Below are 14,360 nucleotides of genomic sequence, written 5' to 3' on the forward strand. Positions count from 1 at the left end.
CCGGGCAACGCCCCGCCAGCGGTCCCGCGCTGGCGGGGCTCCCCGTCTGCAGCAGGTGCAGCGCTTCGCCGCTGCACGCCTTCGCCGGAATTGAATGAGCGACCCCACCTCTTCCCCCAAGTTTATGGATGCCCTGCGCAGCCTGGCAGGATCACTGGTGGCAATGGTGCAGACTCGCCTTGAACTTGCCAGCGTCGAACTCGCGGAAGAACGCTCCCGGCTGATGAAGATGGCCTTGCTGGCCTGTTTCGGCCTGGTGTTCTTTGGCCTGGCCATGGTGACGCTGACCGTATTGATCGCCATCGTGTTCTGGGACACCTACCGCTGGCAGGCCCTGGGCGTGCTGGTTGCGCTATACCTGGCCGCCTGCGCAATCTGCCTCGCGGTTGCCCGCCATCTGGTGCGCAATGCCCCGCCCCTGTTCGAAGCGACGCTGGCCGAGATCGACAAAGACCGGGAGATCCTGCGCCGATGAGCACACCACACACCCCAGGCGAGCCGGCCGACAACGCGGCCGGCACCGCATCCACCGCCAAAGCGCCTCGCTCGCACCAGCGTCCAGTACGTTTCTCACGGGAAGTGCGCCTGCCCCTTGCCATTCGCAAGGAGCTGCTGATCACGCGCGCCGCGCTTGAGCGCTACGACTGCGCCCAGGCGCTCCATCACGTCCGTGGCAGCGCGACCCGCCTCGGCCGCTTCAGCACCTGGCTGCCGCGCATGACCCGGCCCGCCTCCTGGCTCAAGCTGCTTGGACTCGCCAAGGACTACCCGCTGCTCAGCTCAGCCGTGTCCCTGGCGCTGCCGCTGCTGCGCAAGACCCCGGTACTGCGCTGGGGATGGAAGCTGTCCAAGTTCGGCGCGCTGGCCGCAGCCGGCTACTGGGCCTATGAGACTTTTCAGAAAAGCCCCGCCCAGGATGCCCGCAAGGCGCCGTCCGACACCGTCGACACAGGGTTCCGCGACCCGCTGGTGCGTTAGCACCGCGATACGCCATGCAAGGCTGCCACCTGCGCCGGCCTTGCCTACCGAGGGCCTGCCATACGGCAATGAAGGCAATCAGCGCCACTCGCCACGGCGAGCCGTCGTACACCACCATCGCGGCGCGCTCCCCAACGCTTTTTCGACGCAAGGTGACAGCGCAATGACCCAACGAGTGGAAATGCAGCAAAAGGCGTTCTACCTGCTGCTGGCAGTCGTGTCGATAGCCTTCTGCTTCGTCCTGCGACCTTTCTTCGGCGCTGTGTTCTGGGGCGCCATCCTGGCCATCATCTTCACGCCGCCCAACAACTGGCTGACCCGGCGCATGGGCGGCCGACGCAACCTGGCATCGCTGACCACGCTGACGCTATGCCTGCTGATCGTCGTGCTGCCGCTGATCTTTGTCACCGGCGCCCTGATCCAGGAAGGCAGCACCGTCTACCAGCAGATCAAGTCCGGCCAGCTGAATTTTGGCGCCTACTTCCAGCAAGCCTTGCACGCCCTGCCGCCGTCGGTGACAAGGGTGCTGGACCGCTTCGGCCTGACCGATATCAGCGACCTGCAGCAAAAGCTCACCGCGGGGGCCGCCCAGGCCAGCCAGATCATCGCCGCGCAGGCGCTCAGCATCGGGCAGAACACATTCCAGTTCGTGGTCAGCTTTGGCGTGATGTTGTACCTGCTGTTCTTCCTGCTGCGCGATGGCCCGCAACTCTCCAAGATCATCATGCGGGCGATTCCGCTGAGCGAGCCGCACAAGCAGCACCTGCTGCGCAAGTTCACCACCGTGGCTCGCGCCACCGTCAAGGGCAACATCGCCGTAGCCGCGGTACAAGGCGCGCTGGGCGGCCTGGCCTTCTGGTTCCTCGGCATCCAGGGCTCGCTGCTGTGGGGTGTGCTGATGGGCTTCCTGTCGCTGCTGCCCGCGGTGGGCGCCGCACTGATCTGGGGACCGGTGGGGATCTACTTCCTGCTGACCGGCGACGTGGGCAAGGGCTCCATCCTGATCGGCTTCTGCGCGGTGGTGATCGGCGCGGTGGACAACGTGCTGCGCCCTATCCTGGTCGGCAAGGACACCCGCATGCCCGACTGGGTGGTGCTGATTTCCACGCTGGGCGGCATGGCGCTGTTCGGGTTGAGCGGCTTCGTCATTGGCCCGCTGATCGCCGCGCTGTTTATCGCTAGCTGGGACCTGTCCACGTCCACGCGGGAAGAAATCGAGCGCCGGGACGCCACGCACGACAAGGACCCGACGCCGCCCGCACCGTCCACAGGCGCAAGCGGGCAAGCCAGCGCCCAGGCACCGGGCCCCGAGGCGGCGCGCACGGACTGAGCCGCGTCGCCGTTTGCCGGCCCCAAACACACCAAGGAGTGAGCATTGCGTCAAGACAAACCATCATCCGGTGCGCAGGCGCCGGCAAAGGTAAAGCACTACGGCGTGCGTGAACTGTTCCGCAAACCGGACCGTTCCCAGTTCTCGATCTCGCCGGATGGCCGCCACCTGTCCTTCCTTGCCCGGCACCAGGGCCGACAGAACGTCTTCGTGCAGGCCATCGACACCGAAGGCAACGTGTTGGGCGAAGCCCGGCCGCTGACCCACGAGAGCGAGCGCGACCTGCCCTTCCACACCTGGAAAGGCAACGCGCACATCCTGTATGCGAAGGACTTTGGCGGCGACGAGAACTTCCACGTGCTGTCGGTGCCCATCGACGGCGGCGAACCAGTCGACCTGACCCCGTATCCGGGCGTGCGCGCGGAGATCATCGACGATCTCGAGGACGATGACCGCCATATCCTGCTGTCGCACAACAAGCGCGACCCGGAGGTATTCGACGTGCTGCGCGTCGATGTCGTCACGGGCGAGTCCGTGCAGATCGCGGAAAACCCGGGCAACGTGATGAGCTGGGGCACCGACCACGCAGGCCGCCTGCGGGTAGCCACCGCCAGCGACGGCGTGAACACCACCCTGCTCTACCGCGATACCGAGGACGAGCCTTTCCGCCCGATCCTGACCACCGACTTCCGCGAGACGGTCTCGCCGCTGTTCTTCACCTTCGACGACAAGCAGCTGTATGTGCAGTCGAATCGCGGCCGCGACAAGACGGCGATATTCGAATTCGATCCGCAGACCGCCAAGGAAGGCCGCCTGGTCTTCGAGCACGATGACGTCGATGTCGGCGGCCTGTCCTACTCGCGGCATCGCCGCGTGCTGACCGCCGCCTGGTACACCGACTGGAAGACGCACCGCCATTTCTTCGACGCCCACGCCGAGCAGATCCATGCCGACCTGGAGCGGCAACTGCCGGGCTACGAGCACCACGTCACCAGCATCACGCGCATTGAGACCCGCATGATCGTCTCCGCGTCGAGCGACAAGACCACCGGCACGCGCTTCCTGTACGACAGCGGCACGCAAAAGCTGGTCACGCTAGGCAAGGTGCAGCCCTGGCTGGATGAAGCCGACATGGCCGGCATGCAGCCAATCCGCTTCACCTCGCGCGACGGCCTGCAGATCCACGGCTACCTGACGCTGCCGGTGGCCAGCGCGGGCGAGCCTGCGCCGCGGGGCCTGCCGCTGGTGGTCAACCCGCACGGCGGCCCGTGGACGCGCGACGTATGGGGCTTCAACCCCGAGGTGCAGCTGCTGGCCAATCGCGGCTATGCCGTGCTGCAGATCAACTTCCGCGGCTCTACCGGCTACGGTCGCGCATTCTGGGAGGCGAGCTTCAAGCAGTGGGGCAAGGCCATGCAGCACGATATCGACGACGGCGTCGACTGGCTCGTCGCGCAAGGCATCGTGGACCCCAAGCGCATCGCGATCTACGGCGCCAGCTATGGCGGCTATGCAACGCTGGCGGGCGTGGCCTTCACGCCGGAGCGCTACGCCGCGGCCATCGACTATGTCGGCGTATCGAACCTGTTCACGCTGCTGGAGACCATTCCCGCGTACTGGAAACCGATGCTGGACATGCTGTACGAGATGGTCGGCAACCCCAACGTGGAAGCCGAGCGCCAAGCCCTGCACGATGCCTCGCCGGTGTTCTTCGCGGACAAGATCCGCACGCCGCTGCTGGTGGCGCAAGGCGCCAACGATCCGCGCGTCAAGCAGGCAGAGAGCGACCAGATCGTCCAGGCGCTGCGCTCGCGCGGCGTGGATGTGGAATACCTGTTAAAGGAAAACGAGGGCCACGGCTTCCACAACGAGGAAAACACCTTCGACTTCTACGAAGCCATGGAAGCGTTTCTCGCCAGGCATCTGGCCAGGGAAGGCTGATTTGCGAATGCTCCGCGCCCGAACATCAGGCGCGGGCACATGAAACAAAAAAGGCGTAGCGGTTGCCCGCTACGCCTTTTCGCAATGCTGGTGGGTCGTGCGTGACTCGAACACGCGACCAACGGATTAAAAGTCCGCTGCTCTACCGACTGAGCTAACGACCCGGAAAAACTGAAGCCGCGATTATAGGAATATCTTGGCCCTAAAGTCAACCTTTGAACACGAACTACTCGTGCTAGATCATGCGCTCAAGGCGCCATATCTGGTAGCGGAAGCCCAGCACCGAGCCAATCAGGATGCCGGCCAGCGCGATAAACGAGCCGATCGCCAGCGTGGATACGCCTGATAGCCCCTGGCCGATGGTGCAGCCCAGCGCGGTCACGCCGCCCACGCCCATCAGGACGCCACCCACCAGATGATTGCCGACGTCCTCGGCATTGCCAAAGCCTTCCCAGCGAAAGGTGCGGGTCACCAGTGCGTACGCAGCGGCGCCGGCCACCACGCCGAACACGCTGACAATGCCGATGGTCAGCACCTTGCTCTTGTCGCTGAACATCATCAGCCAGTCGAGCGTGTAGGCATAGGGAGCGACAAAGCTCAGGCTCTCCATGCGGCCGCTGTTGCTGGCAACAAACAGTTCCTCGAGCGTATTGGGATCCTCGGCGACATAGCCGAGGTGCCCGGACACGTACCACATGGCCACGATGATCAGGCCCACCGCCAGGCCACCAAGCAGGTTATCGAAGGTGCGAAAGCCGCGTCCCGCCAGCGCCCAGATCACCAGCGCCCCGCCCACCACCAGCGCGATGCCGACTTGCAGCGTGGCGCGCGCCAAGCCGCTGGCGTGCGCCAGCACGGAGGGCAGGTCTTGCGTGGTGGGCAACGTGAGCGCCACGGCATCGACGGTGTTCACGCGAATCACGCCAAACAAGCCGCGCAGCGTCATATAGGCCGACAGCCCCAGGAAAACGAACACCACCAGCGACTTCAGGTTCCCGGCGCCGATACGCACCAGCGTCTTGCTGCCGCAGCCCGAGGCCAGCACCATGCCGAAACCGAACATCAGCCCGCCCACCAGGGCGGAGAGCCAGCTGAGCTTGCTGGCGGCATAGATGGTCTTGGTGGGATCGATGTAGCCGCCCGCAGCCAGCGCGGCGGTGCCGATCATGGCCACGCCGATGGCCAGCCCCCACATGCGCATGCGGGTCCAGTCGCCCATATTGACGATGTCGGAGACCGCACCCATGGTGCAGAAGTGCGTGCGCTGGAGCACCGCCCCAAACAGGAAGGTCAGGATGAAGGTGCTCGCCAGTATGGTACGGCTGAGCGCGGCAATATCGATTTCGGGCATGGGTGTCCGGCGGGGGAAGCGGAACGGGTGGGTGCGCGCAGGCGCGCTGGTGGCAACGACAACCGTCAGGCTGCGCCCTGGTAGCGGGTGGGATCAGGCACGCCAGCGGCCTCGAAGCCCGCGCGGCGGATGCGGCAAGAGTCGCACACGCCACAGGCCCGGCCATCGTCGTCAGCCTTGTAGCACGATACCGTCATGCCGTAATCCACCCCCAGCTTGACGCCGGCGCGGATGATCTCGCCCTTGGTCATGTCGATGATGGGCGCGTGCACGCGGATGCGCTCGCCTTCGACGCCGGCCTTGGTGGCCAGGTTGGCAAGCGCCTCGTAGGCAGACACGTACTCGGGCCGGCAATCCGGATAGCCGGAGTAGTCGACCGCATTGGCACCGAAGAACAGGTCACGGCCGCCGACGGCTTCGGCCCAGCCCAGGGCCAGCGACAGCATGATGGTATTGCGGGCCGGCACGTAGGTCACCGGAATGCCGCCGACGGCGCCGTCCGTAGGCACCTCAAGGCTATCATCGGTCAGCGCGGAGCCGCCGAAGCGACGCAGGTCCAGGTCGATGATCTCGTGGCGCACGGCGCCCAAGGCGGCGGCCACGCGCTTTGCGGCCTCCAGTTCCGAGGAGTGGCGCTGACCGTAGCGCATCGACAACGCATAGGTCTCGAAGCCCTGCGCATTGGCCATGGCAAGGACGGTGGCGGAGTCCAGGCCGCCGGAAAGCAGGACGATAGCGCGTTTTTTCATGATGGCACGGCGCGGCGCCTGGAGGCGCCACGCAAAATTCGAGGCGAATCGGGTATTTTAGCGCGCCCAAGACCAAAGGCCCGCGTATGCGGGCCTTTGGTGTATTGACTGCTACCTGGGCTGCTTGGCAGCGCCCGCCCGCTCAGGCGCTCACTTCAGCGTCTTGAGGCGATTGCTCGCCGCCTGCGCGCCCTCGGTGCCGGGGTATTTGGCTACCACCTGCTCCAAGGTCTTGCGGGCCGCGGGCTTCTGGCCCGATTCGATCTGGTTGTTGGCGATGGCGATCAGCGCATCCGGCACCTTGGGGTGATCCGGATAGGCCTGCACCATGTTCTGCAGCACCGAGGTCGAGCCGCGGTAGTCGCGCTGCGCGTACAGCGAGTTGCCGAGCCAGAACTGCGCCAGCGGCACATACGGGCTCTGCGGGTACTTCTTGATGAAGCCCGCGAACACGTTGCCGGCACCCTTGAAGTCCCCGGTCTGGAACTGCTTGAGCGCGGCATCGTATTCGGCCTTTTCGCCAGGTTGCGACAGCCCTTCTCGGCCATCCACGGTGACCTGTTGCGGCTCGAATTTCTTCAGGCGCGCATCCAGGTCCGCGTAGTAGTCCTTCTGCTGCTTTTGCAGCGTCGTCACCTCGTTCTGCAGCATCTCGTTCTGGCCGCGCAGTCGCGCCACTTCCTGACGCAGACCTTCGAGCTGGTTCTGCATGTCGAGCTGGGCGCGGCTGTTCTGGTCGATGCGCTGCGATGCCGTCGCCTGGAAACCGTTGAACTGGTCCCGCATGTTGACGATGGCTTTGCGCGCCTCGTCATCGTCGAACACGCCGGCCCGCGCCTGTGCAAACGGCAACAGGCTGACGCAGGACATCGCAGTAAGCAATACCAACTTGGAGACGCGTGCTTTCATGAGATGGCTGTCCGCAGATTAGTACGTGATGTCCGCGCGGCGGTTTTCTGCCCAGGCGGCTTCGTCGTGGCCGGTTGCCTTGGGCTTTTCCTTACCCAGGCTGACGGCTTCCATCTGGGTTTCCGGCACGCCCAGCGAGGACAGCGAGCGGCGCACGGCTTCGGCGCGCTTCTGGCCCAGTGCCAGGTTGTATTCGCTGGTGCCGCGCTCGTCGGTGTTGCCCTGAATCAGGATGCGGCGGCCCTTGTTGGCGGCCAGGTACTTGGCGTGCTCCGACAGCATGCCCTGGTAGTCGGACTTGACGCTGTAGCTGTCGAAGTCGAAGTACACGCTGCGCTTGGCCAGCGGGCTGTTCGGATCGTTCAGCGGATCACGCGACACGTCCACCGGCGCCACGGCGCGGGCATCGGTCGAAGGCGTACCCTTGTTGCCGGCACCGGCGTTGGCGGTATCGTCCAGCTTGACGCCGGAGCTGCAAGCGCCGAGGGCCAGCAGAGCGGCGACGGCAAGGGTTTTGGTCATCATATTGGTCATGGCTAGGAACTCCTCGTTTATTGCATGAATGGTCCCCAGGACGGCTCGCGAACCTCGCCGGACTGGAGCGACAAAACCTGCCGGGTACGCCCGTCAGTGGACACTGCCGCCAGCACCGAGCGACCTCCCACCCGGGTGGCATAAAGAATGTACTTGCCGTTGGCGGCGAAGCTCGGAGCCTCGTCGTTGGCGGTGTCGGTCAGCGAGGTCACATCGCCGTTGCCGAGATCCATCAGCTGCAGCTTGAAGCCGCCGCTGCGGGTGATATAGGCCAGTTGCTTGCCATCGGGGGAAATGCGCGGGCTCACGTTGTAGCTGCCCTTGAAGGTCACGCGCTGGGCCGCGCCGCCCTCTTCGCCGCTGGCTGGCATGCGATAGATCTGCGGCGCACCGCCGCGATCGCTGGTGAAGTAGATGCTGCGGCCATCCGGCGCGTATTGCGGCTCGGTATCGATGGCGCTGCTGCGGGTAAGGCGCTTGAGCCCGGAGCCGTCGGCGCCAACCTGGTAGATCTGGGTATTGCCGTCGCGCGACAGCGCCACCGCCAGGCGCTGGCCGTCAGGCGACCACGAAGGCGCGCTGTTGTTGCCCTTTTGGTTCGACACCAGCGTGCGCCTGCCGGTCGCCAGGTCGTGCACGTAGACCACGGGCTTCTTGGCTTCAAAGGACACGTAAGCGACCTTGCTGCCATCCGGCGACCATGAAGGCGAGATGATCGGCTCGTTGCTGGTCAGCGCCACCTGAGAGTTCTGGCCGTCGGAGTCCGAGATCAACAGCTGGAACCGCCCGCCCACCCGCGAGACATAGGACAGCCGCGTGGCAAACACGCCGCGCTCGCCCAGCAGCTTTTCGTAGATATAGTCGGCAATCTTGTGGCCGGTCACGCGCAGCTGGTTTGCGCTGACAGTGAAGGCCAAGCCACCCAGGCTGGTGCCCTTGACGGTGTCGTAGAGGCGAAAGCGCACGTCATACTGGCCGTTGCCGGTAGGTGTGACGCTGCCGGCCACGAAAGCATCGGCGCCGCGCGCCTTCCAGCTGCCAAGGTCGGCATTGGCGGACTCCGCCACCGTGGCGCCACCCGGGTCGACATTGCGGAAGCGGCCGCTGCGCTGCAGGTCGCTGCGGATGATGGCGGTGAGATTTTGCGGGGCCTGGGCTTCGCCCTGGAAGTTGGCCGTGGCGATGGGGAACTGGCTGGCGCCAACGCCGGTGATTTCAACGTTCAATTGCGCCTGTGCGCTGCCGGCCGAACACGCCAGCACCACCGCCAGCCCGGCAAACAGGGCGTGCGCGCGGGTGCCGTGCCGCCGCGCGGCCAGCCAAAGGGGGGCCCAAAGCTTTCGCATGCTGCTCCTCAATCGAGATCAATATTCATCGAGCGCGGCCGGCAAACGGGAGCCGTGGAACGGGCAAGCATGCTGAAGGCTTGTCGCATGCCCGTATCGCGTGCCCCGGGCACATTTGCCGGCTGCGTCAGGCAACCTGTCATCCTAGCGTTGGGACTGCGGTGCATCGACGTAGGTTGCAATATGTTGCAATTCGAATGTTCCCGTGCCATCGCCATCGCCGTACCTCTTAATCCTTAGGCTTGAAGGTGATCGTGAAGCTGGCTGGCGCCTTGCCGTTTTCGTCGCGGGGCAGCGGATCCGAGCGCTCCACGGCACGCAGCACGGCGTTGTCCCAGGCCGAATTGCCGCTGGACTTGGACAGCCGCGCGGACATCAAGGAGCCGTCCGGCGCCAGTTGAACCGACACCACCGCGGCCGGATTGCCAGGCACGTCTTCGGTAAACACGATATTCGGCTTGACGCGGCGACGCACGCGATCCGGGTAGCCAGGCGAGGCCTTGCCGCCAGAACCAGCACCGCTGCCGGCGCTGCTGCCGACACCGCCGGCGCCACCGACTGCCGCCCCGCCGCCGGCCATGGCCTGCAGCCGCGCCAGTTCACTGTGGCGCTGGGCATTGGCGGCGGCGTCGCGCTTGGCCTTGGCATCTGCATCGGCCTTGGCTTTCGCGTTGGCGGCGGCCTTGGCCTCGGCGTTAGCCTTGGCCTTGGCGTCGGCGGCTGCCTTTGCCTTGGCGTCAGCTTCGGCGCGCGCCTTGGCATCCGCCTCGGCACGGCTCTTGGCCTCGGCGCGGGCCTTGGCGTCGGCTTCCTTACGCTCGCGCTCCACCTGCTCCTTGCGCTGCTCCTGCAGCGCGGCCTGCCTGCGTGCGTCTTCCTTGCGCTGGGCCTCTTTCTTCAGCTCGTCCTTCTTCTGTTCTTCGCGGCGTTGCTCTTCGCGGCGCAGCTCGTCCTTGTGCTGGGCATCCTTGCGAGCGGCTTCTTTGCGGGCCGCTTCCTGCCGATCGGCTTCCTGGCGCGCGCGCAGGTCGGCCTGCTGGCGCGCCTCCTCGCGGGCGGCGGCCTCGGCCTGGCGGCGCTTTTGCTGCTGCAGGGCAATCTCTGCGTCCTCTTCGGCGCGAGACCTTACCGCTGGCGCAGGAGGCGCGGGACGGGCTTGTACGATGGGCTGCGGTTCGGGAGGCGGCGGGGGCGGCGGCGGCGCGGTAGTGGCCGGGATCTCATCCCAGAGCTCGGCTTCGGCGCCCACCGGGGTGCTGCTCTGCCAGTGCACGCCGAAATACAGCACGATGCCCAGCAACAAGTGCATGAAAACCGCGAGCAGGAAGGAACGCAGGGTTCCCCGCTCCGGGGCCGGCTGATAAGGATAGGCGGCGGTTTTCATCGCGTGGGGCGGTGCTTACTTGGGCTTGACCATCAGGCCGACGCGCTTCACGCCGTCGGCCTTGAGCACTGACATGACGTCCAGCACGGCTTCATACTTGACCGAGCGGTCGGCGGCGATCACCACCGGCTGATCGGGATTCTCGTTCTGGCGCTGATGCACGAAGTCGATCAGGCCCTGCTTGTCGAGCTTGCGCTCAAAGCTGTTGCCGGCGTTATCCTTGCCGCGCGCGGTCAGTGCACCGTCCTCATGCACCGTCACGACGATGGGGGGTGCCTTTTGCTGCTGGGTGGCGTTGGCCACGCTGGGCAGGTCAACCACGGCGGGATTCACGATCGGTGCCGCCACCATGAAAATGACGAGCAGCACCAGCATTACGTCAATGTAAGGCACGACGTTGATGTCGGCGCTGGCCCGGCGGCGCGAGCCGCCACGGCGCTGTATCGCTGCCATTGCTGGTTCTCCTTGACCGAAGACGTTGGTGGCTTCAGCGCTTTAGCGGGTCTGCCGTTGCAGGATGTTCAGGAACTCTTCCATGAAACTCTCGAAGCGAATGGCCAGGCGATCCACTTCGGTGGCGTAACGGTTGTAGGCAATGACCGCCGGAATCGCCGCGAACAGGCCGATAGCGGTGGCGACCAGCGCCTCCGCAATGCCGGGCGCCACGGCCGCAAGCGTTGCTTGCTGCACATTGGACAAGCCACGGAAGGCGTTCATGATCCCCCATACGGTGCCGAACAAGCCGATGTACGGGCTGACCGAACCCACCGATGCCAGGAACGGAAGATGCGATTCCATCACATCCATCTCGCGCTGATAGGCCGCGCGCATCGCACGCCGCGCGGCGTCGAGCAGCGCGCCGGCGTCATTGTTGCGCTCGCGCGCCTTCAGGTACTCGCCCATGCCGGATTCAAAGATCCGTTCCAGCGCGCCTGTATTGTGACGATTGTTGGCTGCGCTCTGATACAGGGCCTGGAGGTCGCCGCCGGCCCAGAAATCGCGCTCGAACCCCTCGGTCTGGGTCCGCGCGGCGCGCAGGGAAAAATGCTTGCGGAAGATATATGTCCACGAGAACAGGGACATCACCAGCAGCAGGGCCATGACGGCCTGTGCCAGCACACTGGCGTGCAGCACCAGCGAAATGATCGACAGGTCTTGCGTGACGGTCACGGGATTCATCGAGCGGTCTTGATGGTTGCAAGGACGGGGGCGGGAATGGGAGTCGGGCGAAATGTGCTACGATCAACACACCCAACCCGGATGGCGCCAGTAGCCAGCAATTGCTCACCACGCCAGGCTTCTTGGGCGAATTGGACCGACGCCGGGCCAACCCGTTCAATCTGTGTCCGGATCTCAAGCAGGTCGTCCAGACGGGCGGGGGCATTGTAGTCCACCGCCGTGCTTCTGACGATGAAGACGACGCCGGACTCATCGGCCAGCGCTTGCTGCTCGATGCCTAGCGAGCGCAGCCACTCAGTACGGGCGCGCTCGAAGAACTTGAGGTAATTGGCGTAGAACACTACGCCGCCCGCGTCGGTGTCTTCCCAGTACACCCGCAAGGCCCACACATTGTTGCTCATGGCCGCGATTGTAACGGCAGCCGGCCCGACCCGGTGTAAACCCTTGTCCGACATTACAACAATTACATTACCTGACGGACAAGGCATTGACTTTCGGTCTTTGGCCCCGCAGCACCGTCTTGCAGCGAGCCGGCGCCTCGCGTTAAACTGCCGCCAACCATTCCATCTTGCGCGACTGGCGAAGTCAGTGGGCACTACCACGAGGAAGCGCAAAGTTCTCTGGCGCGATGTTTCAAGCGCCTGCCGCTCGCCTGGGCAGCGAATGGGAAGCAGGGTGCGCCCTGCGCCGGATAGCCAACGCATCCGGCGCCGGTCGCCTGTGCCTTCCCCGCGCGCCCTACCCCGAAGCCATTCGGAATTCCCCTTTTTTTCAGACGAGTTTTCGCCATGTTCGAACGCAGCCGCTATACGATCGACCAGATCGACCCCGAGCTTTTTGCCGCCATCCAGAAGGAAGACCAGCGCCAGGAAGAGCACATCGAGCTGATCGCCTCGGAAAACTACACCTCGCCGGCCGTGATGGCCGCGCAAGGCTCGCAACTCACCAACAAGTACGCCGAAGGCTATCCCGGCAAGCGCTACTACGGTGGCTGCGAGTACGTCGACGTCGTGGAGCAGCTGGCCATCGACCGCGTCAAGCAACTGTTCGGCGCCGAAGCCGCCAACGTGCAGCCCAATTCCGGCTCGCAGGCCAACCAGGGGGTGTTCTTCGCCGCCCTGAAGCCGGGCGACACCATCATGGGCATGAGCCTGGCCGAAGGCGGCCACCTGACCCATGGCATGGCGCTCAACATGAGCGGCAAATGGTTCAACGTGGTCAGCTACGGCCTGGACGCAAACGAAGACATCGACTACGACGCGCTGGAAAAGCTGGCCCAGGAAAAGAAGCCCAAGCTGATCATCGCCGGCGCCTCGGCCTTCGCCCTGCGCATCGACTTCGAACGCATCTCCAAGGTGGCCAAGTCCATCGGCGCCCTGTTCATGGTCGACATGGCCCACTACGCCGGCCTGATTGCCGCCGGCGAGTACCCCAACCCGGTGCCGCACGCCGACTTCGTCACCACCACCACGCACAAGAGCCTGCGCGGCCCGCGCGGTGGCGTGATCCTGATGAAGGCCGAGCATGAGAAGGCCATCAACTCGGCCATCTTCCCCGGCATCCAGGGCGGCCCCCTGATGCACGTGATCGCCGGTAAGGCAGTCGCGTTCAAGGAAGCCCTCTCGCCCGAGTTCAAGACCTACCAGCAACAAGTGGTCAAGAACGCCCGCGTGCTGGCCGAAACCCTGATCGAGCGCGGCCTGCGCATCGTCTCCGGCCGCACCGAAAGCCACGTCATGCTGGTCGACCTGCGCGCCATGCAGATCACCGGCAAGGAAGCCGAAAAGGTCCTGGGCGAAGCACACATCACCGTCAACAAGAACGCCATCCCCAACGACCCGGAAAAGCCGTTCGTCACCTCGGGCATCCGCCTGGGCTCGCCGGCCATGACCACCCGCGGCTTCAAGGAAGAAGAAGCCCGCCTGGTGGCCAACCTCGTCGCCGACGTGCTGGAAAACCCGCACGACCTGGCCAACATCGCGCGCGTACGCGAGCAAGTGGCAGCCCTGACCAAGCGTTTCCCGGTCTACGGCTAAAGCCCTGCGCCACCCGCCAAGCGCGGGTGGCCGGCAGCCCCGCCGCGCCTGCGGCGGGCCTTGCCAACCTAGCCCGGCGCGACACAGAATGACAAAACGCTGCCTGCGCGGCACGCGCCCCGGCTCATACTTCGAGGTGGTCAGGCATGAAATGCCCTTTTTGCGCTCACTCCAACACCCAGGTCCTGGACACGCGCATGTCGGAAGAAGGCGATACGGTGCGCCGCCGCCGCCGCTGTGAATCCTGCGACCGCCGCTTCACCACCTATGAGCGGATCGAGCTGTTCTTCCCCGCCATCGTCAAGAAAAACGGCTCTCGCGCGGACTATACCCGCGACAAGCTGAAAGACTCGATGCGCCTCGCCCTGCGCAAGCGCCCGGTCTCGGCCGAAGCCATCGACGCCTCCATCACCCGCATCGAAGAAAAACTGCTCGCCCTCGGCGAGAAGGAAATCCCCAGCAGCCAGGTCGGGGAACTGGTCATGCGCGAGCTGCGCCGGTTGGACAAAATTGCTTATATCCGGTTTGCTTCGGTGTATCGGAGTTTTGAGGACGTGTCGGAATTTTCCGATGTACTCGCCGAAGTGGCGGCGAGCAGCAGCAAACGCTAAGCTACGGGCCAG

The 14,360-nt window shown here is 64.9% G+C and carries 15 protein-coding genes, 1 tRNA gene and 1 riboswitch; of the genes, 6 read left to right on the plus strand and 10 right to left on the minus strand.

Features of this window, described 5'->3' with window-relative positions; genetic code table 11:
* Positions 1–94: 94 nt before the first annotated feature.
* The 4 genes from F7R26_RS15410 (at position 95) to F7R26_RS15425 (ending at position 4,249) form a co-directional block, all read left to right on the plus strand.
* On the plus strand, positions 95–475 hold the full coding sequence (locus tag F7R26_RS15410) for a phage holin family protein (RefSeq protein ID WP_150984121.1): 381 nt from the start codon (positions 95–97) through the stop codon (positions 473–475).
* Positions 472–978, plus strand: coding sequence for a DUF3318 domain-containing protein (locus tag F7R26_RS15415; protein ID WP_150984120.1), 507 nt, complete (start codon positions 472–474; stop codon positions 976–978). Before F7R26_RS15410 ends, F7R26_RS15415 begins: the two co-directional genes overlap by 4 nt.
* A gap of 163 nt (positions 979–1,141) precedes the next feature.
* Positions 1,142–2,308: an AI-2E family transporter gene (locus F7R26_RS15420; protein WP_241754340.1), complete on the plus strand. Its 1,167-nt coding sequence runs from the start codon at positions 1,142–1,144 to the stop codon at positions 2,306–2,308.
* Positions 2,309–2,353: 45 nt separating this feature from the next.
* A complete protein-coding gene (locus F7R26_RS15425) occupies positions 2,354–4,249 on the plus strand; it encodes an alpha/beta hydrolase family protein (RefSeq protein ID WP_150984118.1) in 1,896 nt (631 codons plus the stop codon).
* An 88-nt stretch (positions 4,250–4,337) separates the two neighbouring features.
* Here F7R26_RS15425 and F7R26_RS15430 read toward each other — a convergent pair.
* The 10 genes from F7R26_RS15430 to ybgC all read right to left on the minus strand — a co-directional run bounded on the left by F7R26_RS15430 (position 4,338) and on the right by ybgC (position 12,102).
* A tRNA-Lys gene (locus F7R26_RS15430) sits at positions 4,338–4,413 on the minus strand.
* 71 nt (positions 4,414–4,484) lie between these two features.
* Entirely contained in the window at positions 4,485–5,600 is a 1,116-nt protein-coding gene (locus F7R26_RS15435; RefSeq protein WP_150984116.1) for a YeeE/YedE family protein, read from the minus strand.
* A gap of 65 nt (positions 5,601–5,665) precedes the next feature.
* Entirely contained in the window at positions 5,666–6,349 is a 684-nt protein-coding gene (gene queC / locus F7R26_RS15440; RefSeq protein WP_043348516.1) for a 7-cyano-7-deazaguanine synthase QueC, read from the minus strand.
* Between the two features lie 150 nt (positions 6,350–6,499).
* The gene (ybgF, locus tag F7R26_RS15445; protein ID WP_150984114.1) at positions 6,500–7,258 is read right to left on the minus strand and encodes a tol-pal system protein YbgF; all 759 of its coding nucleotides are present in this window, start codon (positions 7,256–7,258) and stop codon (positions 6,500–6,502) included.
* A gap of 18 nt (positions 7,259–7,276) precedes the next feature.
* The gene (gene pal / locus F7R26_RS15450; protein ID WP_193692082.1) at positions 7,277–7,792 is read right to left on the minus strand and encodes a peptidoglycan-associated lipoprotein Pal; all 516 of its coding nucleotides are present in this window, start codon (positions 7,790–7,792) and stop codon (positions 7,277–7,279) included.
* A gap of 17 nt (positions 7,793–7,809) precedes the next feature.
* A complete protein-coding gene (gene tolB / locus F7R26_RS15455; RefSeq protein WP_150984113.1) occupies positions 7,810–9,138 on the minus strand; it encodes a Tol-Pal system beta propeller repeat protein TolB in 1,329 nt (442 codons plus the stop codon).
* Positions 9,139–9,367: 229 nt separating this feature from the next.
* Complete coding sequence (gene tolA / locus F7R26_RS15460; protein WP_150984112.1) at positions 9,368–10,522, minus strand: cell envelope integrity protein TolA; 1,155 nt, start codon at positions 10,520–10,522, stop codon at positions 9,368–9,370.
* Positions 10,523–10,537: 15 nt separating this feature from the next.
* The gene (tolR, locus tag F7R26_RS15465; RefSeq protein ID WP_043348529.1) at positions 10,538–10,975 is read right to left on the minus strand and encodes a protein TolR; all 438 of its coding nucleotides are present in this window, start codon (positions 10,973–10,975) and stop codon (positions 10,538–10,540) included.
* Between the two features lie 42 nt (positions 10,976–11,017).
* Complete coding sequence (tolQ, locus tag F7R26_RS15470; protein WP_043348531.1) at positions 11,018–11,701, minus strand: protein TolQ; 684 nt, start codon at positions 11,699–11,701, stop codon at positions 11,018–11,020.
* The gene (ybgC, locus tag F7R26_RS15475; protein ID WP_043352192.1) at positions 11,698–12,102 is read right to left on the minus strand and encodes a tol-pal system-associated acyl-CoA thioesterase; all 405 of its coding nucleotides are present in this window, start codon (positions 12,100–12,102) and stop codon (positions 11,698–11,700) included. Before ybgC ends, tolQ begins: the two co-directional genes overlap by 4 nt.
* A 161-nt stretch (positions 12,103–12,263) precedes the next feature.
* Positions 12,264–12,366, plus strand: a riboswitch (ZMP/ZTP riboswitch).
* A 123-nt stretch (positions 12,367–12,489) separates the two neighbouring features.
* Here ybgC and glyA point away from each other — a divergent pair.
* Both glyA and nrdR read left to right on the plus strand, forming a co-directional pair.
* Entirely contained in the window at positions 12,490–13,737 is a 1,248-nt protein-coding gene (gene glyA, locus F7R26_RS15480) for a serine hydroxymethyltransferase (RefSeq protein ID WP_150984111.1), read from the plus strand.
* Between the two features lie 146 nt (positions 13,738–13,883).
* Complete coding sequence (gene nrdR / locus F7R26_RS15485; RefSeq protein ID WP_150984110.1) at positions 13,884–14,348, plus strand: transcriptional regulator NrdR; 465 nt, start codon at positions 13,884–13,886, stop codon at positions 14,346–14,348.
* Positions 14,349–14,360 lie beyond the last annotated feature (12 nt).

It is taken from the genome of Cupriavidus basilensis (assembly GCF_008801925.2).
Classification (GTDB): domain Bacteria; phylum Pseudomonadota; class Gammaproteobacteria; order Burkholderiales; family Burkholderiaceae; genus Cupriavidus; species Cupriavidus basilensis.

Coding starts and splice junctions, on each gene's coding strand:
- F7R26_RS15410 (WP_150984121.1), top strand. CDS start 95: ATGAGCGACCCCACCTCTTCCCCCAAGTTTATGGATGCCCTGCGCAGC.
- F7R26_RS15415 (WP_150984120.1), top strand. CDS start 472: ATGAGCACACCACACACCCCAGGCGAGCCGGCCGACAACGCGGCCGGC.
- F7R26_RS15420 (WP_241754340.1), top strand. CDS start 1,142: ATGACCCAACGAGTGGAAATGCAGCAAAAGGCGTTCTACCTGCTGCTG.
- F7R26_RS15435 (WP_150984116.1), bottom strand. CDS start 5,600: ATGCCCGAAATCGATATTGCCGCGCTCAGCCGTACCATACTGGCGAGC.
- queC (WP_043348516.1), bottom strand. CDS start 6,349: ATGAAAAAACGCGCTATCGTCCTGCTTTCCGGCGGCCTGGACTCCGCC.
- ybgF (WP_150984114.1), bottom strand. CDS start 7,258: ATGAAAGCACGCGTCTCCAAGTTGGTATTGCTTACTGCGATGTCCTGC.
- pal (WP_193692082.1), bottom strand. CDS start 7,792: ATGACCAATATGATGACCAAAACCCTTGCCGTCGCCGCTCTGCTGGCC.
- tolB (WP_150984113.1), bottom strand. CDS start 9,138: ATGCGAAAGCTTTGGGCCCCCCTTTGGCTGGCCGCGCGGCGGCACGGC.
- tolA (WP_150984112.1), bottom strand. CDS start 10,522: ATGAAAACCGCCGCCTATCCTTATCAGCCGGCCCCGGAGCGGGGAACC.
- tolR (WP_043348529.1), bottom strand. CDS start 10,975: ATGGCAGCGATACAGCGCCGTGGCGGCTCGCGCCGCCGGGCCAGCGCC.
- tolQ (WP_043348531.1), bottom strand. CDS start 11,701: ATGAATCCCGTGACCGTCACGCAAGACCTGTCGATCATTTCGCTGGTG.
- ybgC (WP_043352192.1), bottom strand. CDS start 12,102: ATGAGCAACAATGTGTGGGCCTTGCGGGTGTACTGGGAAGACACCGAC.
- glyA (WP_150984111.1), top strand. CDS start 12,490: ATGTTCGAACGCAGCCGCTATACGATCGACCAGATCGACCCCGAGCTT.
- nrdR (WP_150984110.1), top strand. CDS start 13,884: ATGAAATGCCCTTTTTGCGCTCACTCCAACACCCAGGTCCTGGACACG.